The sequence below is a fragment of the Hoyosella altamirensis genome (assembly GCF_014191505.1).
GTDB lineage: Bacteria > Actinomycetota > Actinomycetes > Mycobacteriales > Mycobacteriaceae > Hoyosella > Hoyosella altamirensis.
The window spans coordinates 741,021-761,585 of the sequence record NZ_JACHWS010000001.1 but is presented as its reverse complement, the minus strand read 5'-3'; the positions used below and the strand labels follow the sequence as shown (position 1 = coordinate 761,585).

General features: G+C 63.4%; 19 protein-coding genes, 2 pseudogenes and 1 riboswitch. All 21 genes and pseudogenes read right to left on the bottom strand.

What is annotated here, in order from left to right:
- Positions 1-16 precede the first annotated feature (16 nt).
- The 21 genes and pseudogenes from gcvP to FHU29_RS03575 all read right to left on the bottom strand — a co-directional run bounded on the left by gcvP (position 17) and on the right by FHU29_RS03575 (position 20,457).
- Positions 17-2,857, bottom strand: a complete 2,841-nt coding sequence (gene gcvP, locus FHU29_RS03675; protein ID WP_064440212.1) for an aminomethyl-transferring glycine dehydrogenase — start codon at positions 2,855-2,857, stop codon at positions 17-19.
- A 176-nt stretch (positions 2,858-3,033) separates the two neighbouring features.
- Positions 3,034-3,129, bottom strand: a riboswitch (glycine riboswitch).
- Between the two features lie 55 nt (positions 3,130-3,184).
- Positions 3,185-3,745, bottom strand: coding sequence for a MerR family transcriptional regulator (locus FHU29_RS03670; RefSeq protein WP_064440349.1), 561 nt, complete (start codon positions 3,743-3,745; stop codon positions 3,185-3,187).
- A 319-nt stretch (positions 3,746-4,064) separates the two neighbouring features.
- Positions 4,065-4,538, bottom strand: coding sequence for a bifunctional nuclease family protein (locus FHU29_RS03665; RefSeq protein WP_064440211.1), 474 nt, complete (start codon positions 4,536-4,538; stop codon positions 4,065-4,067).
- Between the two features lie 133 nt (positions 4,539-4,671).
- Positions 4,672-5,355, bottom strand: a complete 684-nt coding sequence (ftsR, locus tag FHU29_RS03660) for a transcriptional regulator FtsR (protein ID WP_064440210.1) — start codon at positions 5,353-5,355, stop codon at positions 4,672-4,674.
- A gap of 32 nt (positions 5,356-5,387) precedes the next feature.
- Positions 5,388-5,870 carry an oxoglutarate dehydrogenase inhibitor Odhl gene (odhI, locus tag FHU29_RS03655; RefSeq protein WP_064440209.1) on the bottom strand — a complete coding sequence of 161 codons (483 nt, stop codon included), beginning with the start codon at positions 5,868-5,870 and terminating at the stop codon, positions 5,388-5,390.
- A gap of 233 nt (positions 5,871-6,103) precedes the next feature.
- Positions 6,104-6,508, bottom strand: coding sequence for a glycine cleavage system protein GcvH (gcvH, locus tag FHU29_RS03650; protein ID WP_064440208.1), 405 nt, complete (start codon positions 6,506-6,508; stop codon positions 6,104-6,106).
- A 73-nt stretch (positions 6,509-6,581) separates the two neighbouring features.
- Positions 6,582-7,325: a DUF881 domain-containing protein gene (locus tag FHU29_RS03645; protein WP_064440207.1), complete on the bottom strand. Its 744-nt coding sequence runs from the start codon at positions 7,323-7,325 to the stop codon at positions 6,582-6,584.
- Positions 7,318-7,650, bottom strand: a complete 333-nt coding sequence (locus FHU29_RS03640; protein WP_013807936.1) for a small basic family protein — start codon at positions 7,648-7,650, stop codon at positions 7,318-7,320. The genes FHU29_RS03645 and FHU29_RS03640 overlap by 8 nt, the downstream gene beginning before the upstream one ends.
- Positions 7,647-8,546 (bottom strand): DUF881 domain-containing protein, encoded by a 900-nt coding sequence (locus tag FHU29_RS03635; protein ID WP_064440205.1) that lies wholly within the window; start codon positions 8,544-8,546, stop codon positions 7,647-7,649. The genes FHU29_RS03640 and FHU29_RS03635 overlap by 4 nt, the downstream gene beginning before the upstream one ends.
- A gap of 38 nt (positions 8,547-8,584) precedes the next feature.
- Complete coding sequence (locus tag FHU29_RS03630; protein ID WP_064440348.1) at positions 8,585-9,181, bottom strand: CDP-alcohol phosphatidyltransferase family protein; 597 nt, start codon at positions 9,179-9,181, stop codon at positions 8,585-8,587.
- 205 nt (positions 9,182-9,386) lie between these two features.
- On the bottom strand, positions 9,387-13,022 hold the full coding sequence (smc, locus tag FHU29_RS03625) for a chromosome segregation protein SMC (RefSeq protein ID WP_064440204.1): 3,636 nt from the start codon (positions 13,020-13,022) through the stop codon (positions 9,387-9,389).
- Between the two features lie 5 nt (positions 13,023-13,027).
- The gene (locus FHU29_RS03620; protein WP_064440203.1) at positions 13,028-13,297 is read right to left on the bottom strand and encodes an acylphosphatase; all 270 of its coding nucleotides are present in this window, start codon (positions 13,295-13,297) and stop codon (positions 13,028-13,030) included.
- A gap of 30 nt (positions 13,298-13,327) precedes the next feature.
- On the bottom strand, positions 13,328-14,566 hold the full coding sequence (locus tag FHU29_RS03615) for an MFS transporter (RefSeq protein ID WP_221194673.1): 1,239 nt from the start codon (positions 14,564-14,566) through the stop codon (positions 13,328-13,330).
- The gene (locus tag FHU29_RS03610; protein ID WP_064440201.1) at positions 14,559-15,083 is read right to left on the bottom strand and encodes a hypothetical protein; all 525 of its coding nucleotides are present in this window, start codon (positions 15,081-15,083) and stop codon (positions 14,559-14,561) included. The genes FHU29_RS03615 and FHU29_RS03610 overlap by 8 nt, the downstream gene beginning before the upstream one ends.
- Positions 15,080-15,568 (bottom strand): OsmC family protein, encoded by a 489-nt coding sequence (locus FHU29_RS03605; RefSeq protein ID WP_064440200.1) that lies wholly within the window; start codon positions 15,566-15,568, stop codon positions 15,080-15,082. Before FHU29_RS03605 ends, FHU29_RS03610 begins: the two co-directional genes overlap by 4 nt.
- A 34-nt stretch (positions 15,569-15,602) precedes the next feature.
- Positions 15,603-17,068 (bottom strand): annotated as a pseudogene (locus FHU29_RS03600) (flavin-containing monooxygenase).
- 54 nt (positions 17,069-17,122) lie between these two features.
- Positions 17,123-17,281: pseudogene (locus tag FHU29_RS03595) on the bottom strand (zinc finger domain-containing protein); the annotation flags it as partial.
- Between the two features lie 222 nt (positions 17,282-17,503).
- On the bottom strand, positions 17,504-17,845 hold the full coding sequence (locus FHU29_RS03590) for a hypothetical protein (protein ID WP_064440199.1): 342 nt from the start codon (positions 17,843-17,845) through the stop codon (positions 17,504-17,506).
- Positions 17,846-18,142: 297 nt separating this feature from the next.
- Positions 18,143-18,562, bottom strand: coding sequence for a hypothetical protein (locus FHU29_RS03585; RefSeq protein WP_064440198.1), 420 nt, complete (start codon positions 18,560-18,562; stop codon positions 18,143-18,145).
- 85 nt (positions 18,563-18,647) lie between these two features.
- On the bottom strand, positions 18,648-19,769 hold the full coding sequence (locus FHU29_RS03580) for an XRE family transcriptional regulator (protein WP_064440197.1): 1,122 nt from the start codon (positions 19,767-19,769) through the stop codon (positions 18,648-18,650).
- Positions 19,759-20,457 (bottom strand): hypothetical protein, encoded by a 699-nt coding sequence (locus FHU29_RS03575; protein ID WP_232322953.1) that lies wholly within the window; start codon positions 20,455-20,457, stop codon positions 19,759-19,761. Before FHU29_RS03575 ends, FHU29_RS03580 begins: the two co-directional genes overlap by 11 nt.
- Positions 20,458-20,565 lie beyond the last annotated feature (108 nt).

Sequence of the window (20,565 nt, the reverse complement as noted above, 5' to 3'; positions counted from 1 at the left end):
GACCGGCGAGGCCAGCTCAGCTGTAGGCCTCGAGTGGCGGGCATGAGCAGACGAGGTTCCGGTCACCGTACGCACCGTCGATGCGCCGCACCGCAGGCCACACTTTGTGCCGAGCGCCGATACCGGCCGGGTAGACGGCGATCTCGCGCGAATACGGATGCGGCCAGTCACCGACCAGGCATTCGGCGGTGTGCGGAGCGCCGCGCAGCGGATTGTCCTCCACTGGCCACTCACCAGCACCCACACGATCGATTTCCCTGCGGATCGCGATCATCGCGGCACAGAACGCATCCAGTTCCTCGATGCTTTCACTTTCCGTGGGTTCCACCATCAGCGTGCCCGGCACGGGAAAGCTCATCGTGGGCGCGTGGAAGCCGTAGTCAGCGAGACGCTTCGCCACGTCGTCAATTGTCACGCCGGTCGTCTTGGTGAGCTGACGGACGTCGACGATGCATTCGTGTGCGACCATGCCGTTCTCGCCGGTGTAGAGGACCGGGAAGTATTCGTCGAGTCGTCGAGCGAGGTAGTTCGCCGAGGCGATCGCCGTCAGTGTCGCCCGGCGCAGCCCCTGCGTCCCCATCATCCTGATGTACGCCCACGTAATCGGCAGGATTGAGGCAGAGCCATACGGGGCAGCGGAAATCACCGGGCCATCCCCGAGTTCAGGTGCGAGGGGATGCCCGGGGAGAAATTCCGCGAGGTGCGCGCGCACCGCCACCGGGCCCACACCTGGTCCCCCACCGCCGTGCGGGATGCAGAAGGTTTTGTGCAAGTTGAGGTGACTGACGTCGCCCCCGAAGCTGCCGGGACGAGCGACACCGACAAGCGCGTTGAGGTTTGCGCCGTCGACGTAAACCTGGCCTCCTGCCTCGTGCACCGCATCGCAGAGTTCGACAATGTCGTGTTCGTACACACCGTGCGTCGACGGGTACGTGATCATGATGGCCGCGAGCCGCTCAGCATGCTCACTGACCTTGGCGCGCAAATCGTCAAGGTCGACGTCCCCGTTGTCGCGGCATTTCACGACGACAACCCGCATACCGGCCATCACGGCAGAGGCCGCGTTCGTGCCGTGCGCGCTCGACGGGATGAGGCAGACGTCCCGCTGGAGATCGCCGCGGCTGCGGTGATAGCCGCGAATGGCGAGGAGGCCTGCGAGTTCTCCCTGGCTCCCCGCGTTGGGCTGCAAGCTGACGCGGTCGTAACCTGTCATGTCGGCGAGCCACTGTTCGAGGTCGCTGATCAGCTTTCGGCTTCCGACGGAATCGTCGTTCGGCGCGAAGGGGTGCAGGCCAGAGAACTCAGGCCAGGTGATCGGCTCCATCTCGGCGGTGGCGTTGAGCTTCATCGTGCAGGAACCCAGCGGAATCATGCTGCGGTCAAGCGCGATGTCTTTATCTGCTAGTGCGCGCAGGTAACGGAGCATCGCGGTTTCCGTGCGGTAGCGGTGAAACGCGGGATGGCTGAGATAGCTGCTGGTGCGCTGCAATTCGCCCGGGATCGCAGAACGCGGCCTGCCGCGCCCCGCAGGCGCCGGCACGCCGAAGGCAGCGAGTACACCGGCAATGTGGTCGGTGGTGGTCGCTTCATCACACGCGATGCTGACATGGTCGGCGTCGGCCACCCACAGTGTGAGGCCCCGGGACCGGGCATTCTCCCAGATCTCGTGCGCACGGCCCGGTACGCGAACAAGAACAGTGTCGAAGAACGCGTCGTGGACCACGTCTATCCCAGCATTGCCTAGCTCCGTAGCCAGCGCCTGCGCGTACCCGGCAACCCGAGATGCGATCCGCTTCAGACCGTCCGGGCCATGGTACGACGCGTACATCGCGGCCATCACAGCGAGCAGAACCTGAGCGGTGCAAATGTTAGATGTGGCTCTTTCACGACGAATGTGCTGTTCACGGGTTTGCAGCGCGAGCCGGTAGGCGATTTTGCCATCCGCGTCCTTGGACACCCCGACTAGCCGGCCAGGAAGCTGGCGCGCGAAAGCTGCACGGGCGGCGAGGAAACCGGCATGGGGTCCCCCGAAACCCATGGGTACACCGAAACGCTGGGAGGTACCGAAAACCACGTCGGCCCCCATCTCGCCAGGAGGGGTAACCAGTGTCGCGGCGAGCAGATCAGCTCCAGCCGCGACCAGCGCACCGCGGTCATGTGCTTCGGTAAACAAACCGGTCCAGTCCGCGATTCGTCCACTCGCACTGGGCTGCTGTACCAGGACGCCGTAGAAGTCGCCTTCAGGAAGCCCGCCGGACAGGTCATGGGTGAGCACGTCGATACCGAGCGGCTCAGCACGTGTATGCAGGATGGCCATTGTCTGCGGGAACACATCACTGTCCACAACGAACCGCGGAGATTTTGACTTCGATGCCCGGCGCAACATGGTCATCGCTTCGGCTGCTGCGGTCGCTTCATCGAGAAGGGACGCGTTGGCAATGTCCATCCCAGTGAGGTCAGCGACCATGGTCTGGAAGTTCAGCAGAGCCTCGAGACGCCCCTGGCTGATTTCAGGCTGGTAGGGCGTGTAAGCGGTGTACCAGGCAGGATTCTCCAGGATATTACGCACCAGCACCGGCGGCGTGAGTGTGCTGTAGTAACCAAGGCCGATCATCGACGTCGTGAGCGTGTTCTGCGCGGCCAGCGCGCGGAGTTCGCTATGTACCTCGTATTCGCTTGCACCGCGAAACATCTCGCCATTGGCATCTACAGCCGAGTCGAGGATGGCCTCGGGCACTGCGCGCGCGGCGAGTTCGTCGAGGGAAGAAACACCGATGACATGCAGGATGTGGTTCAGCGCCTCATCGTCGATGCCGATGTGGCGGTCAGCGAAACCTCGATCAGTGGAGTCGATCATGGAGCACCCCTCAGGCCGGGCGGTGGACGCTCATATATGAAGCGCGCATCCGCTTTCGGTCCTCCCCCTCTGTCGCTGCCACAATGGGCGCCTGAGAGATTCGGCGGCGACGACTGGATGTCTCGCTGGGCTTTTCCCCGTGGGCGGGTGGCTCACCACCACTTTCCAGAGGCGCCGCAGCACGTACGGTCCTTGTGCCTGAGAGATTGTCGGAGAGGTGTTGCTCCTTCGGCGCCCATCACTTGAGGATGGGACTCTCCCGCACGGCATCGGCGCATCACGAGTCTAGCCCGCTCCCGGCTGCCGTGCGAACTGGAGCAAGCAGTACTAGCCGATCTTCCGGGTCCGGTTACGGCGCCGTGTGGCAAGTTCGTCGTGCAACGGCAACGCCTCGGCCTCATCGGCGCGTTCCGCCGGGAACTCCGCAATCTTGCCGGTGAGTTCACGCATTGCGCCACTCACCGCGATGCCGAATACACCTTGCCCGCCCTGCAGTAAATCAACGACTTCCTCGGGTGACGTGCACTCGTAAACCGTTGCCCCGTCGGAGAAGAGGGTGATATTCGCAAGATCCTCCACTCCACGCTTGCGGAGATGTTCCACCGCTACCCGGATGTTCTGCAGCGAAATCCCCGTATCGAGAAGTCGTTTCACAATCTTCAGAACAAGAATGTCCTTGAATGAGTACAGCCGCTGACTGCCCGAACCGGCCGCATTCCTTATCGTCGGCTGCACCAGCCCGGTGCGCGCCCAGTAGTCGAGCTGACGGTAGGTGATACCAGCCACCTGACATGCGATAGGCACTCGATAGCCTTCGAGGTCGTCAGGTACGGAATCGTCCGGGAAAAGGCCCGGCTGGACGACGCCCGGCGACACATCAACCGCCACGGGACCGCCTGCTGAGGAAGCGTCGCTGCTCCCCTGCCCCTGCTGTTCTTCGGCCACGGAAATCTCCCTTTCGCCCGTTCCGCACCACAGATCGCCACTGTTCGCAGCGACCAAGAAACGGAAACCGTGAAACCCGTTTGGGCTCCATCAGGGTGGTCCTGTTCAGGATACCGCCCTGAGGCGCGGCCCACGTTCGCGCCTCGCCAATCCGAACGCTATGAGTCCGCCCACAATTTCGTCACACAACACTCCGAAATTTATAACTCTCGATCCAAGGTTGAGATTGTTTCGTGACGAATTGGTGCACAACGACGGGAAGTCAGCCCTCCGTGGACTTGAAATCGTCCGGCGAAACCGAGTCGAGGAACTCTTTGAACTTCTCGACTTCATCTTCCCTCTCATCGGGAATGACGAGCCCGGCCTCCTCCAGGACGGATTCTTCAGCGTAAATAGGCACACCAATACGCAAAGCGATCGCAACAGAATCAGAAGGACGGGCGGAAACGCGAATCTCGCCGTCGAAGAGCATCTCGGCGTAGAACGTGCCTTCTTGCAGATCCACGATCCGGACTTCCTTCAGCGCGTGCCCTAGCGCAGCAAGTACATCGCGGAACAGGTCATGCGTGAGTGGACGGGCGGGCACGACCCCTTGCTGCTCCAGTGCGATTGAGGTGGCCTCTGCCTGGCCAATCCAGATCGGCAGGTAGCGGTCGCCATCAACCTCCCGGAGAAGGAGTACTGGCTGGTTCTGCGGTTGTTCCACACGTATCCCGACCACACGAACCTCACCCATGGTGACCGCCTCTCGACTGCGACCGCTGAAAGGAACGGAGTGTGCACTTCCAGTCTATGGGAATCACTGAGAACACCGCTTGTCTGACATATCGATCTCTGCACGTCCCACAAACCGGCCGGCGACAGCCAGCCTATGTTTTGAGCTCTTCACGTACCGAGGCTTTCAGCAACGCACCATGCGCTGTAACGATGAGGGAACCGAGCTCACGGACGAGTTCCTCGGCACGGTCACGAGCGCCGGCTTCCCTTCCTTTGGCGACAGGCCCCGCAATCTGCGCCAGCAGCGCCGCCTGGCGGTCGGCTGCCATGCGAAGTGACCGAAGGTGCCGGATATCCAAACCGAACTCCGACAGTGCCCATGCGGTCTTCACGAGCAGCACCGCGTCAGCGTCGAAGTACCCCGCATTGCCGGGAACCACAAAGCCTGCGGAGACGAGATCACCGACGAACTGATCGTCGACTCCGCTGCGCTCACATAGAACTTCCCGGCTTATCCGCCCCGTCGAGTTGTCGTTCGCGAATGCATCGCTTGTCGATGCGAAGGTCCTCGGCAGCTTGACGACGGGGCCCTCGTGCGTTGAGCCATGGTCGATGGCATCTAACTGTTCACGAATAACCTTCAGAGGCAAGTAGTGATCACGCTGTGCCGTCAGCACGAACCGCAACCGATCGCAGTCAGCTGACGAGAACCGGCGATACCCCGACGGTGTCCGCTGCGGACTGATCAAGCCCTCAGCTTCGAGAAAACGGATCTTTGAGATCGTCACATCAGGGAAATCGGGGCGAAGCTGATCGAGTACAGACCCGATCGACATGCTCCCCCCCGAAAGCGGGTGCCCTGCTGCTGTCACTGGCTACCTGCACCTGCCGCGTGCTCGTCCTTCCCAACTGACTTCGGTCCCGCGAGGAAAACGAGCCGGAACTTGCCGATCTGTACCTCGTCGCCATTGGCGAGCACCGCTGAGTCAACCGGCTCACGGTTTACGTACGTGCCGTTGAGACTCCCGACATCGACGACCTGGAACGCGCCGTTCTCACGCCTGAACTCGGCGTGCCGGCGACTCACGGTCACATCATCAAGAAAAATGTCGCTATCAGGATGACGGCCGGCCGACGTCGTAGCCTCGTCTAGGAGGAAACGCGAGCCAGCATTGGGCCCACGCTTGACGACGAGCAGCGCGGAACCTGCAGGCAGGCTTTCGATCCCCGAAACCTGAGGCTCAGGTGCCTGGCTCGCCGCATCGAGCTCGCGCAGAAAATCCGCGCGGAACACCGATGTGGTTTCCGCCGACGCTCCTTCGAACGCCGGATTGTCCTGGTTCTCGCTCACCGTATCTCCTCTTTCTATCTGCTCTGTCGCAGCGGATGTCGCTTCCGCAGCCACAGTCGCAATCTATCCCCGACCGTTAGCTGACCCGTCCAAGCCGGTATTGATGTCCCGATTCAGTGACCCGCCAACGCTACAACCGACCGTACCCTCTCAGGCACAGCGTGTCGGGTCTCTTGGCTGATCTTTCACCGCTCCGGGCAGCAACCCAACACCAACAATACTGGGGCTGACGGCTAGTCCGTGATGATCTCGCGGTATCCGGCCGCGTCGAGCGTTTCGCCAAGAGCGGATTCGAGGTGAGCGCTATCCGCCACCTCCAGCTCAACCAGCCATCCCTCGCGGTAAGGCGACGCATTTACCAGCTCTGGGCGGTTGCTGAGCTGGTCGTTCACCGCGATGACACGACCGCTGATCGGCGAGAATATGTCCGACACGCTTTTCGTCGACTCAACCTCGCCAAGTGGCTCGCCAGCCGTGACCGCCGCGCCCGACTTAGGCAACTGGACAAAAACAACGTCGTCAAGCTGCTTCTGCGCGTAGTCAGTGATCCCGATTCGCACTCGGGTGTCCCCTGTCCGCTGCACCCATTCGTGTTCACGGGTATAGCGCAGATCGTCAGGGATAGCCGCCTCACTCACTGAGTTTTCCTTCCGTCCACAACCACAACGTTGATATTGACTTCATTGTGTCTCTGCGTTTCGTCGCGGAGAGCTAACCACCCGGCTGAGCGTATTGAGGATCACGCAATTCCCGCAAGGCGGTCACTTCTACTTCGTCAAACTTCTGGATGGTCAAGCGTCCACCACTTCGGGCAACGGTATCAATCGCTCCGCCGGGAATGTTCAGCGCAGCCTCCAAAGTTGGCGGATCACCAATAGCACTAATCACATACGGCCCAGCAAGAGTTTCGCCGTCGGCGACAATCGCACCTCCGGTTCCACCGAACCAGGAATCTACACCGATCCGGACTGGCCCGCCCGAAGACTCCCCACTTCCTGCGACCTGGATCGCCTCGGCGCCAGCAGCGCGAAGCTCCTGCACCTGATCGAGCAGCACCTCCGGGCCAATCGCACGGTTCGGATCACGCACCGTGAGCACCACACCGGGCCCCCGCGCCGCCACAGATCCGATCTGAATCGCGAGGACGTCGAGCTGAGCCTGTGCCTCAGCGATCGCCGCCTGATTGTCAGTTCCAGACGCGAGAATCCCCGCTAGCGTGTCCTCAAGCGTATCGATCTCATTCCGCATCGCCGCCTCCCGCGCGTTCAGCTGTTCGAGCAGAGAGAGCAGTTCAGGCGAACGCATCCCACCCAGGACATCGTCAGAGGTCGTCGTCCGGACTTGAGTCGCGATCGCGAGGCCGAGAAGACCGCACAGCGCCGCGACAAGCACGGTGAAGATCAAGGTGCGTGCCCCGCGCTGCGGCGCGTCGGCCCGTTTCGGTTTGTCAGGCACCAAACACCCCCCGCCTGATCGCTGCAGCGTTGCCGAAGATACGAATGCCGAGAACCACAAGCACAGCCGTGGACAACTGCGTTCCCACCCCGAGCAGATCGCCGAGGAAAACGAGCAACGACGCGACAGTTACATTGAAGATGAACGACACGACGAACACCTTCGAGTCGAAAATACCCTCGAAATATGCGCGCAAACCACCGAAAAGCGCATCAAGCGCCGCGACCACAGCGATCGGCAGATACGGCTGTAAATACACTGGAATGTCGGGGCTCAAATACACGCCGAGCACCACTCCAGCGAGCAAGGCAACAATACCGATCACGGTTCCCCCTCTTCTTCGATACCACTGCCCTCGGTACCCAATCGCACGGCTGACCGGACTTCGCGTACCGGCGCTGCAGGCAAAGTAATCTCGGATTCCTCCCGGACGGTGAAAGCCGCGCCGTAAAGCTGGCTGATCCCCGACATCCGGATATACGCGCCACTTGCGATGAACCTCGATTGCATCTCGCGCCGATCACCGACCGCAGAGATGACGTACGTTCCGGATGAATCGGCTGCGACACGGTTGTCAACCAGGATGGCGCTGCCCGCCTGACGGATCGCCACTCCGGGACCGACACGCACATCACCCACTGCGACCGCTTCCGCTCCTGCCTGCCAGAGAGCATTCACGACGATCTGCAGATCACGGTCGAGAATGGTGTTCCGCTGCCCTGTCGGCCGGGACGCGCCAGAGAGGTCGCGCTGGCCCGGCGGCTCGGTGATCATCACCATGAGCCCGGGCCCACTGACAGGTACTGAGCCCGCGGCATTCTCCGCGCGGTGCAGCGTCGACAGGAGCGCCTGCCCTGGAGCATCGAGAGCGAGTGCCTGGGATCGCGCCGCGGCAGCTTCCGCGGCGAGTGCGTCGCGCTGAAGCGCAAGCTCGCGCGACCTCGCCTGCGCCGACCGGATTTCTGCCTGCAGGCTCGCCCGCACCTGGTCAGCGTCCGGCGCGCGCTCTTCCGCAAAACCACGCGCGAGGCCCAACGACATACCGACCAGCAGGGCACCGCTGACCAGCCACACCGCGGCAATCCTGCGTGCGCGTGGGGAACGCGTGCCCGCATCGACTCGCTTGCGGGCAGCAGCCGCATAGCCAGGGTCAAGATGGTCGTAAAGCAGCGAACGCAGAAGCGACGGAACCCGGTCGCGGCTCCCTGGCTGAGTCACCATGGCCCCCGATTTGTGTGCGCGATTTGTATGCGCTTCCCTCAGACTTTCGGCAGATGCCGGACGACGAGGCCCACCTGGATCAGGTAAAGCACCATCGTCCACATGTACAGGAACATCCCCCAGATCAGCATAGCGATGCCGGTCGGCTCCATGATCTGCGCGAGCGCCCAGTCCCCCTGCGCCGCAAGGATCACTGGGAAGGCGTACATGAGGGCGAAAGTCGCTGCTTTGCCGAGATAGGTGACTGGCAGCGCCTCCACACCCCGGGACCGGACGACTGGCACCATCACCGTGAGGACGAGGTCGCGACCGACGAGGAGCAGCACAACCCACCACGGAATGAAGTCGCGCATTGCGAACGCTATCGGAATAACGACCATGAACAGCCGGTCCGCGATCGGGTCGAGAAGGGCCCCGTAGCGCGACACCTGGTTGAGCAGTCGGGCGAGCTTCCCATCGAGCCAGTCGCTGATGCCGCTGACGACGAGCACGACGAGCGCCCAGCCATCCGCCTCGTACACGAGCAAAAGGACCAGGAACAGTGGGACGGCCGCAAGTCGCAGCAAGCTCAGCATGTTCGGGACTGTCAAGAACCGGTCGGTGTTGACCGGCGGTTCAGCTGCGAATTTGTCCATCTCCCGCGCCCGAGCGAGGCTGCGGGTGCGCCATTCGGCGAACCGATCGCTGCCCTCAGGCGGTCGTTCGCTCTCGTCACCGTCAGGAGACGGCGGACGAGAACCTGATTCCGGCGTCCTCATGCACGCAACTCTGGCATACCTTGCCACAGATATCATCCGTAGGGCAGGCCCGCAGCCGATTTGTGTCGTGACCGCGTGCGGTCTACCCCGCAGCCGCGGCCGGCACGGCGTCGAGAGTCTGACCGGACCCGAGATTCTGTCCACGCAATCGTTGCGAGATCACCGCGGTGATGCCGTCGCCGCGCATGCTCACGCCGTACAGTGCGTCGGCGACTTCCATCGTAGGTTTCTGGTGTGTGATGACGATCAGCTGTGACGTCGCGCGCAACTCTTCGAAGAGCTTGATCAGACGCCGCAGGTTGGTGTCGTCCAGGGCAGCTTCGACTTCGTCCATCACATAGAACGGCGACGGGCGCGCCCGGAAAATCGCGACGAGCATCGCGACCGCGGTTAGCGACTTTTCACCCCCTGAAAGGAGTGACAGCCGCTTCACCTTCTTGCCGGGCGGGCGCGCTTCAACTTCGATACCGGTGGTCAGCATGTCTTCGGGAGCCGTCAGGACCAGACGCCCGTCCCCGCCTGGGAAGAGTGTCGCGAACACGGTACGGAACTCGCGCTCCACGTCTTCGTAAGCGTCGGTGAAGAGCTGCAAAATGCGATTGTCGACATCTGCGACAACTCCGAGTAGGTCCTTGCGCGCCGAGCGCACATCCTCGAGCTGGGTGGAAAGGAAGTTGTATCGCTCTTCGAGCGCGGCGAATTCCTCTAGCGCGAGCGGATTGACCTTACCGAGGGTCGCGAGATCCCGTTCCGCTGCCTTGAGACGACGCTGCTGAGCGGCACGATCAAACGGCATCGGCTGCGGTGAGCTGACCTGCTCGCCGCGTTCTTTCGCTTGTTCGTACTCCTGCATTTCGAGCGGCGACGGCGGGAGCGCGACGTGCGGCCCGTACTCATCGATCAGGTTTTCCGCGGCGACGCCGAACTGCTCGAGCGCCGCCTCTTCAAGTTGTTCCATCCGCAGCGCTGCTTCCGCGCGTGCGACTTCGTCGCGGTGCACCGCATCTGTCAGCCGCGCCAGTTCCGCCGACAAGTTCTGTACGCGGCCACGAACTGAGTGCAGGGCGGCGACGTGTTCGTCCCGGGCGCGCGCGAGCATGTCGCGCTTCGCTGCCGCCTCCGCCACCGCGCTGGATAGACGGGCCGCAACGAGTTCACCGCACTCCGCGACAGCAGCAGCGACATGGGCCGCGGCGCGGCGCGCGCGCTGGGCAGACTCTGCGCGGGCCCGCGCTTCGCGTTCAGCCTTGGCGGCGCGGCGCAAACTGTCCGCTTTACCGCGCACTGCGCCAGCTCTCTCCTCCGCGGTACGTACCGCAAGCCGTGCCTCAACCTCAGCTGAACGGGCCGCCGCGAGCGAACGGGCTGCGGCCTCGCGCCGCTCACTCGTTCCATCCTCGGCAGGCTGCTCTTCCCCTTCACTTTGCGCGCGCCGCAAACGCGACTCATGGTCAGTCAGGGCAGCCATTAGCTCCGCGTGTTCCGATTCCGTCCGCACACGCTGCTGGGTCAGATTCTCGTGCTTCGCGGCCATCACCCGCACCTCGTGGCCGTAGCGCGCCAGCTCTTCCTGGACCTGCGCTATCTCGGCGTCAGAGGTGGTCAGCGACGAAAATGTTTCTGTCGCCGCTGTGCGCCGGGCATCGTGCTCGTCCACGGCCCCAGCAAGAGCAGCACCGAGTTCCTCGGCAGTATGCCGAGAAGCGACGAGCCGGGACGTCAGTGTTTCGATCTCGGCCTGCACCTCGAGAGCTGAGGGGCCGCGTCCGGTGCCGCCCTCGATCCAGCCTGCTCCGACCAGCTCACCGTCCTTGGTCACGAGCCGTACCGAGGCCAGGGCCTTCGCCGCGGCGGTAGCGACACGGAGGTTGTCGGCAATCGCCACATCCCGGAGTCGACTGCGGACCGCGGTTCGGATCCGTGCATCTGCCTCGAGACGATCCTCGGCCCAGACCACGCCTGTCGGCAGAACTGGGCGCTCAGTGTCCGCCGTGCCGGTGTTCTCAGCGGCATCCGGGCCCGCGACCGCGACGACGGCGCGGGCGCCGCCCTCCTGGCGGAGCGCCTCGATCGCGGATTCCGCCGCCTCACCGGAGTTGCTGACCACAGCATCAGCGGCAAGCCCGAGCGCGGCGGCGATGGCAGTTTCGCAACCCTCAGCGGGGCGGATGAGATCGGTCACGCGCCCGCTGATCCCGGGTTGCTGCAGCAGGAACTCCGCCCCGTCACTGCGGTTCAGCCCCGCCGCTAGTGTGTCGATACGCGCTTGGAGTGACACGACATCGTGGCCGGCGGCGCGTTCAGCCTCCCGCAGTTCGGTGACGCGCCGATTCGCCTTGTCGAGCGCGGCGGCAGCGCGCTCATATTGCTGGTCGAGTTTCGCCTCTGTCTGCTCGAGGTCAGCCAGTTTGCCCTGAGCCGCCTCGTGTGCAGCTTCCACTTCCTGCTGACGCTCGACCGCAGACGCGATCCGGTCGTCGAGCCGCGCAATTTCGCTGTCGAAGGATTCAGCACGTGTCCGGAGATTCTCGACCTTGCCTGCGAGACGAGCCAGACCTTCCCGCCGGTCTGCGACGGCACGAACGGCGGCGAGATGCTCACGTTCCGCGTCTGTCGCCTCACTTTCGCAGTGAGCGAGTTCGTCGCGCACGGTTTCGAGTGCGGCTGCAGCCATCTCCACAGCCTCGGCCAGTTCCGCCTCCTGCGCCGCGATCCTCTCGGCTTGCGACTCAAGCGCGTCAGGATCCTGACCGCGATGCTCGACTGCCGCTGTTTCGAGGTGACGCGCACGCTCGCGCGCGACCTGTGTCGTCGCGCTGACGCGTTCCGCAGTCGCCGACAGCCGGAACCACACCTGAGATGCCTCGTCGGCTTGCGGACCGAGAGTTTCCGCGCCTGCGGTAAGTGCGCGTTCTTCCCGCTGGACCGCATCGAGCTCTGCCCGTACCCTCTCGGCCTGCTCACGCGCACGTTGTTCATTGAGTTGCTGATCATGCAGCTCAGAGCGCCGCTGGACGAGATCGTCGGCAGCGAGGCGCAGCTTCGCGTCGCGCAACTCCGCCTGGATCACCTGGGCGCGGCGGGCGACATCGGCCTGGCGCGCGAGTGGCTTCAGTTGACGCCGCAGTTCAGTTGTGAGGTCGCTGAGCCGCGCGAGATTCGCCTGCATCGCGTCAAGCTTGCGGAGCGCCTTCTCCTTGCGGCGCCGGTGCTTCAGCACACCCGCTGCCTCTTCGACATAGGCGCGGAGATCGTCGGGACGCGATTCGAGGATTTGCGCGAGCTGACCCTGGCCCACGATGACGTGCATTTCGCGCCCGATTCCGGAGTCGCTCAGCAACTCCTGAATATCCATCAGGCGGCAGCTCGACCCGTTGATTTCGTACTCGCTTGCGCCATCCCGGAAGACGCGGCGGGTGACGGAGACTTCCGTGTAGTCGATTGGCAGTGCGCCATCGGTGTTGTCGATAGTGAGCGTCACTTCGGCGCGGCCGAGTGCCTGCCGTCCGACTGTGCCCGCGAAGATGACGTCGTCCATCTTGCCGCCACGCAGCGCTTTCGCGCCCTGCTCCCCCATCACCCATGCGAGGGCATCAACCACATTCGACTTCCCCGAGCCGTTCGGCCCGACAACACACGTAATGCCCGGCTCGAACTTCAGCGTTGTGGCGGAGGCGAAGGACTTGAATCCCTTGAGTGTGAGCGATTTGAGGTGCACCCGAGTTACCGCTCCTCAAACCCTGAGAGTTCACCGCGCGCGTCTTCCCAGCTTTCCACCACGAGCGTCACTTTGCCCGGTGTCTCGCCGGAGTTCAGCAGTGCCAGCAGTTTCTCGCATTGGTCTCGCGGACCCTCCGCGACAACATGCACGCGCCCATCACGGTGATTTGTGGCGTGCCCCGAAAGGCCTAGTTCCAGTGCGCGCGCCCGGGTCCACCATCGGAAACCCACGCCCTGCACCGTGCCGTGCACCCACGCTGTCAGTCGAACCACGCCTTCAGTATCACGCGGTTCACCGGGAATTCAGCGAGATATTGGGGCGTGTTGCTCTCGGCCGTGAACGTCTCGCTTCCGTTGGCCGCCCTTTGCAGGACCTGCCGTGGGCATCCACAGCGCGAGAATGAGAACGACCACAGCGAGACCGATGGGCAGCATCATCGCGTTCTGAATGCCAACTACCGCGATGAGAGACCCGATAATCGCAGGTCCGATGAGGAAAGCCGTGTAGCCAAACCCTACGACCACAGCGAGGGTGCGGCCCCCACCGAGGTGCCCAGCCACCGCATAGATCTGCGGGTTGATGATGCCGACACCCAGTCCGACAACCAGCCAGGCCGCCAGCACCACGGGCAGGTCGTCACTAATGACCGTCACGGTGAAACCTGCCGCGGCGACTATCGCCCCGCCCCGCACAATGGCGGTGCGGCCGAATCGTGCACACAGGGGGTCACCTAACAGCCGGACAATGATCATCGCTCCACTTACGCACACCACTCCCAGCGCGCCGATACCTGGTGACACGTTGGTGACGTCGGTGACGTGTATCGAGGACCAGTCCATCGCGGTCCCCTCAGTCATCCCAAAACACAGGGCGATGACGCCGAGCAGCCAGGCAGCCGCCGGAATCCGCCGTGGACCGCTCATCGATGCGGTGGTCACCTGAGACTGTGGAAGACGTTTTGCGACAGCCATCGTTCCCGCAACCGCGATGACGACGCTGGCGAGACTCGAAACAACGATGACCGTTCGCAGACCGCCGGTGAGCACCGCAGAGCCAAGGACGATGCCTGCTCCGGCCAGCGCCCCGATCGAGAAGAACGCGTGGAACAGGCTCATCGTCGGGCGCTTGTGCCGGGCCTCCACGTGCACGCCAACGGCGTTCATTGCGACGTCCATCATCCCGTTGCCGACGCCGAATACGGCTGCGGCCGCCACCAGGACACCGTATGACGGCGCGGCCGCCACCGCACACATCCCGATTGCCATGATGGGGACGGCCGCCAGAGTGATCTTTTTAGCACCTCGGCGGTCCGCCCAGCGGCCAGCGATCTGCATCGCGATCACCGCACAGATGCCCGCGACCATCAGGAGTACGGCAATCCCGCGTGCGTCGGTGCGGAAGTGATCGCGAAGTGACGGCAACAGGCCTGCCCACACACCGATGAACAGACCATTCACCGCGAATATGGCACATACCCGCAACCGTGACACCCGGACCTCATCGCGCTCGCGAGTTGTGCCTGGATCTGCGGAACTATTCATTCTTGTCGAAAATGATCCGTGGGAGGCGCAGAGGCGTCAGACCGCCAGCTTTGATCGTTACGCTTGGAATGCGCACCTCAGGCAGGTGCACCTTCCCGATTCGCGACGCCGGGATGGTAATTGCCGGAAAGCTCAACTCCTCGAACCGGATCGTCGAGATTCGGATCGGCGAGATGCGGACGGACGGAATGCGGAACGCCGACACGCGCACTGGCTCGGTCTTGATGGGCGGCACATTCACGCCCGGGATTCGCATACCGGCGAAGTCCACCGCAGGGGTTCGAACCTCAGGGGTCGTGAACTGTCTCGCCGTCACCCGTTTGGTCGTCACGCGCTTGGTGACGGCAGGCTGGCTTGCGGCCTGTCGTCCCGCTGCGCGAATCCGCGCTGCACTCCGGTTACCGAAAGCTCCGATTGCCGTGCGCAGCTCGCGGGGACGGAAGGCGTCCGTCCGACGGGAGCTGGGTTTCCGGGACCGCCGCGGAGCACCTCCACCGAGCTTGCCTGCCCCCGTCACGACTCCCCCTCGATCGCAAGCCGCACCTGTGTTCCAGCTTTCAGCGTACGGCCCACGGTGCAGGTGCGATCGATCGCACGCTCCACGACAAGGATGAGCCGCTCCTGCGCATCCGCGTCGAGTTCACTCAGGTCGAGCTCGAGTACCTCGTCGAGAACTGGATACACCTCGCTTTCCCGATCCGGTGCCCCAGACACGTAGATCTTCGCATCGTAGGTCTCGCCAAGACGGCGTGACAGCGGCTGGTCTGACGCGAGGCCCGAACACGCGGCAAGCGCGATCTTCAGCAACTCCCCGGGAGTAAAGGCTCCCTCGTCAGAAACGGAGCCGACCAGCACTTCCGCTCCACGGGAACTGCGGCCGGTGTAGCGCCGTACGCCGGTGCGTTCCACCCACAGACGCGTGTCACCAGGGTTCGGGTTCGTCTTCTCTGTCTCGTGAAGGGCTGCCTCGTCAAAGGTGTGAGCCGTCTGCTCGAAGGTCATAGCCGTAATAATCCCACCGACGGCCGGTGTATTCCTAGTTCGCGTAAGGGATGGTGTCGTAGTTCTCCATGTCGAACCGGCTGAGACGTTTACGCATCAGAGTTGTCGACCATGGCCACGCGGCGAAGTTCTTGCCATTTTCGTCGAGGTAATAGCTCGCGCACCCGCCGTGATTGAAGACCGTACGCTGCAGCGCTTCCTGGATCTCGTCGTTGAACTGCCGCAATGTCGACTCCTTGAGGCTCAGCACCTCGACTCCATTGCTGTCCGCTTTCTTGATCGCGTCGACGACGTAGTTCATCTGATCTTCGGCGATACCCAGGAATGAGTTGTACACCAGCAAGTTCGGGCCAAGCAGCACGAATCCGTTTGGTACGTTTCGCGTCGTCGTGCCGAGATACGCTTCGGGGCTCGTGTTCCAGAATTCGGACAGCAAGTGGCCATCGGAACCGCGTACGTGCCGCGCGATCGGAGGGTGGCTGACATCGAAACCGGTCCCGAAAATGATGACGTCAACTTCACGCGTCGTCCCGTCCGCGCCGGTCACCGTACTCGGCCCCACCTCGCTGAGGGCGTGCGGGATGACTTCAACATTTGGCTTTTCAAGTGCGGGATAGAAATCGTTCGAAAGCAGGAGTCGCTTACATCCCAGCGTGAAATCAGGGGTGAGTATTTGACGCAGCTCCGGGTCCTTCACTTGTGCGCGGAGCATCGCTTTCCCGATAACGTTCAGCCGCCGCGCGGCTGACTCGTGCCGCATCGCGAGCGTGAGCAGCCGGAGAATGCCGTCCAAGCCTGTCCGAAGTCCCTGCTGCGTTTTCGGGACCTTGCCGAAGAGAGTCTTCATTGGGGCAGGCACTGGCATGTCGAGACGTGGAACCACCCACGATGCCGTGCGCTGAAAGAGGTACAGCTGGGCTACGTCTGGCTGTATTTCTGGCACGAACTGGACTGCCGAGGCACCTGTCCCAATGACGGCAACTCGCTTACCGGTGAGATCGAGGTCGTGGTTCCAGCGTGCAGAGTGAAACACCTCGCCAGCGAAGTCGGATAAACCGGCCACTGTCGGAAGCTTCGGCTCGGTGATCGGCCCTGCCGCGAAGACCGCGAACTGGGATACGAACTGCCCGTTCGATGTTTCGAACACCCAGCGCCGCCGGTCCGCATGCCACACAGCTTCCTTCATTTCCGTACTGAACCGATCTTGCGGTAGACACCGAACTTCTCCGCTGTGTCTTCGATGTAATCCAGAATGTCGGGTTGCAGCGCAAATGTTGAAGTCCAGCGCGGGTTCGGATTGAACGTGAAGGAGTACACGTTCGATGGGATGTCACACCCACAGCCGGGATACGTGTTGTCACGCCACGTTCCACCGACCCGCTCGGCTTTCTCGAGAACGACAACGTCATCGATTCCAGCTCTTTCTAGCTTGATCGCCGCGGCGACCCCGGCGAGCCCCGCACCGACCACTACCACCCGAAACTCTTCGGGGTCCGACATGCTGATCCTCCTGTGTCACGTTCGCGCAGCGCTGCGCATCCGAGACACAGTGTCTCACTTGATTAGAGGTGTGGGCGGCGGAAACGCCCGTACCGCGCGACTCGCCCGTGGACGCGGCTGACACCGCGGACACGAGTAGGACGACCTGTTCATGAACGACTCACGGCGAATCGGTGCGCCGCACCTCAAACACGGTTCGCCTTCCCTGCCGTATACGGCAGGGAAGGCGAACGGCTGAAATACCCGACTCCGCACGCTTGTGACGTTCATGGATGCCAGTCGAATTCGCAGTCGACTGGCGACTTAATGGGGATTCGACTCGCACTCGGAGTCTGTCTGGGCCAGACGTGGTACAGACCAGGCTACAGACCCTGAACGTAAGCGTCGCTGAACGTCCTTGAGACAACCACCCCGAAGGGACACGTGCTGGCCACTCTAGGCCTTTGTGCCATCTGTCCTGGCACTCCTCCGCTTCGCTTCACGTTCCAGGAGGTGTTCGAGGAAGACGTTGCGGATCGCGACCTTCTGCTCGTCCGTTAGCGGCCGCGCCGTCGCACGGATCTTACGGACATGCTCCGCCTGAGCAGTCCATCCGAACGCATCGTTCAGGTCAGAGACTCGAATCAAAGTCTTGATGACCGGGCGTCCGTCACGGCGCCTCACCTTCTCTGTGCGCGCTGGGAGGACGCCCTGCCTGATGCGTCGCCGGATGGTCTGGGTGCTGCAGCGGTGGCGTTCCGCCGCGGTTGCGACGTCGAGCCACTCGTCGTCGGGCATCGGGTCACCTCCGGATGTCCTGAGCATCCAAAGAAGGACTCGATCGGTGCCGTGACCCGCACGCTCTGATGTGACTCATAGTCCGTGGACGCACCGTCAGCGTATCGAAATCGTTGATGCATGACCATTCCGGCGCATCGCATCGCCTTCGGCGAGCGCCTCCACGAATTGCGCCACGAACTCGGTTGGTCATCCCAGGAAGCCTTCGCCCACCACGCCGGCCTCAACCGCACCTAACATCAGCGGGCTGGAACGACGAAGCCGCAATCCCACTCTTAATGTCATCGTCAAGATTTCTCACGGCCTCGAAGTCACCCCCTGCCGCTGCCTCTCCTCCAACGCTGTGCCATTCACGGGCGGACGCGGAGCCGAGTTCACCAGGACGGCCACGGACTTTCCAGCCTCGACGAGGACCTTGATCTCCTCGGCCGTGCCCGACTCGGCCTCGCCCGTCGGCGTCCCCAGGCGATCGTGGAAGAGCGCGACAGCGAGGTCGGCCTCCGCGACGATTTGATGGTTGAGGATCGCCTGCGGCCGCTCGCCGAACTCGGCGACGGCGTGCTCGGTCCAAGACACAGGCAGCACCGTGAGCCCAACGACGCGGCCGAGGTTGAGGTTCCACTGGCTGATCGTCTTGCGGATGACGGCCATGTCCTTGATAGGTACGTCCCCGGGTGCAGAGATGAGCGGGTGGAGCGCGAGCGTGGGATACGCCACTGGTCAGGCTCCTTCTTGGTTGTCGATGGTGAGCGCCACGGCCAGGACTGTGCCTGTCAGTCGGCGGTGGTAGGCAAGGAGGTAGTCAGTCGCTGCCGACGAGACGCAGCACTGGGCGCTCGTCGGCCTCGCCCAGCAGGTCGCGCACCTGCGCGGGGCTGATCTTCAGCGCTTCGGCGAGCACGGGCAAGGGTGCGCCATGGTCGCCAGCGAGCTCAGCGGCCTTCCTCAACAGCGTCGGCACCTCGCCTGGGTAGGCGCTGGTCGGGTCGACCTTGGCGTCGTAGATCGTCGACAGGCGCTGGTAGGCCCGGCGCGCCGAAGATTCTGTGGTGCGGCCCCGCTCGACCATCCGGCGGACCAGGGAGGTCGCCGAGACGCCCCACGTCCTGCCCAGTCGGTCGAGGGCGGCGGGCTCGAGCCGCTGAGGGAGGGCTGCGTCCATGGACGCAGCAGGGGTGAGGAACGCCGCGGCGAACTCGTCGGCCTCTTTCTCGATGGCTGCGCTGTGCTCGCCGGAGTCGGCGTGCAGGAGCAGGTGTCCGATCTCGTGGGCGATCGAGAACCTGTGTCTGAACACGTTCTCGGTCCGGCGCGGGGTTGTGACGATGATCGGACGGTCGACGATGACGACAGAGAAGGCGTCGACGGCGTCGATCTCCGCGAGCGGGCGCACGGCCACGACAATGCCGCGGGACTCCGCCGTGGCGACCAGGTGCTTGACCGGGCCGTCGGGCAGGCCCCAATGCCGACGCAGGAGAGCAGCGGCCTCGGCGGGCGAGCTGCCGGGCGCGACCTCTGGGAGGTCCACCTCGGGGAGCTTGACGTGCCGCTCGAGCACGAACGTCAGCTCCCACACCAGTGTCGCCGTGGCCAACGCCTTCTGACGGTCGCTCACACGGGCCGACCTCAGGCTGCGGAAGTGGGCGTTCACGGTGTCTACGCGCGCCAGTGGGCGACCGACACCGAAGAAGCCAGGCCGGACGTCCAGCGCCTTCGCCAAACGCTCGAGCACGTCCGCGCGGGGCGAGTTGACGCCTGCCTCGTACTGGCCGATCGCAGCGGGAGACACGCCGACCTCGGCGGCCAGGTCCGTCTTGGTCACCGAGCGGCGGACCCGGGCCTGGGTCAGCCGCGCCGGTTCGAAGCGGCCATTGGTCTGCCCGGAGCCGGGGAAGTCGAACAGGCTCGGGGTGTCATCGCGCATCCGGATCCGTGCCCTCCTGCTTCCGCGGCTCGACAGTGGGCTGGACCGGGGTGCCGCTGTCGAACGACTCGCCGTCCGACGCGACATCGGCCGCGACGAGCTCCGGCTCCCAGATGCACTCCTGACCACGCAACTTGACCTTGCCTGCGTCGTCGAGGTCGGCGACGGCCCACTCGATCGACTGCAGCAGTCGAGGTGTCGACCAGACCATGACGAGCACCAGGGGCATCGTGTCGTGAACCGCCTCGAGCATGGTCTCGGTCTCGGCTGTGTCAGCATCGTCCTCGGTCGACTCGACATCGTCGGCGAAGGCGGGCTCGAACAGCATCGCCGGAGGCGGCAAGGCGGCGAAGCCTGACTGACGCGTCGGGCTCGCCGCGAATTTACTCACGGCATCCGGGTCGTCCGGGACCCGCCAGACATAGACCAGGCAGTCGTTCACGACCGGGATCTCGTGCCCACCGGGGGTCAGCGTGTGCGACTGGAAACCGTGCTTCGTCAGCTCGTCGTCGGCGTCGTCCAGCAAATCGCGCCATTGACTGCCGAAGCCCATTCCGTACCGAGACCTCGACACCGAGTGCGCCTCAGCGAAACGACCGTGCACGGACCGCACAACCTCGATGAGCGTGTCACGGACGCTGGGTGCGTGGGAGCCGAGAGCCTCGGCAGGCGAATCTGGAACCATCATGGACCTCCTGCGTCCGCGTCCGGAGCCGCGGACGCGGCCAGGACATTAACTTCAGTATGGCACATTATTCGCGCATAGATACTTCAGTAGCTTGCAGTAGCGTGTCGC

Bases quoted from the DNA above. Each gene is read 5' to 3' on its own strand.
- gcvP (WP_064440212.1), bottom strand. From the start codon at position 2,857: ATGATCGACTCCACTGATCGAGGTTTCGCTGACCGCCACATCGGCATC.
- FHU29_RS03665 (WP_064440211.1), bottom strand. From the start codon at position 4,538: ATGGGTGAGGTTCGTGTGGTCGGGATACGTGTGGAACAACCGCAGAAC.
- ftsR (WP_064440210.1), bottom strand. From the start codon at position 5,355: ATGTCGATCGGGTCTGTACTCGATCAGCTTCGCCCCGATTTCCCTGAT.
- FHU29_RS03635 (WP_064440205.1), bottom strand. From the start codon at position 8,546: ATGGTGACTCAGCCAGGGAGCCGCGACCGGGTTCCGTCGCTTCTGCGT.
- FHU29_RS03630 (WP_064440348.1), bottom strand. From the start codon at position 9,181: ATGGACAAATTCGCAGCTGAACCGCCGGTCAACACCGACCGGTTCTTG.
- FHU29_RS03615 (WP_221194673.1), bottom strand. From the start codon at position 14,566: ATGAATAGTTCCGCAGATCCAGGCACAACTCGCGAGCGCGATGAGGTC.
- FHU29_RS03605 (WP_064440200.1), bottom strand. From the start codon at position 15,568: ATGACCTTCGAGCAGACGGCTCACACCTTTGACGAGGCAGCCCTTCAC.
- FHU29_RS03590 (WP_064440199.1), bottom strand. From the start codon at position 17,845: ATGCCCGACGACGAGTGGCTCGACGTCGCAACCGCGGCGGAACGCCAC.
- FHU29_RS03580 (WP_064440197.1), bottom strand. From the start codon at position 19,769: ATGCGCGATGACACCCCGAGCCTGTTCGACTTCCCCGGCTCCGGGCAG.
- FHU29_RS03575 (WP_232322953.1), bottom strand. From the start codon at position 20,457: ATGATGGTTCCAGATTCGCCTGCCGAGGCTCTCGGCTCCCACGCACCC.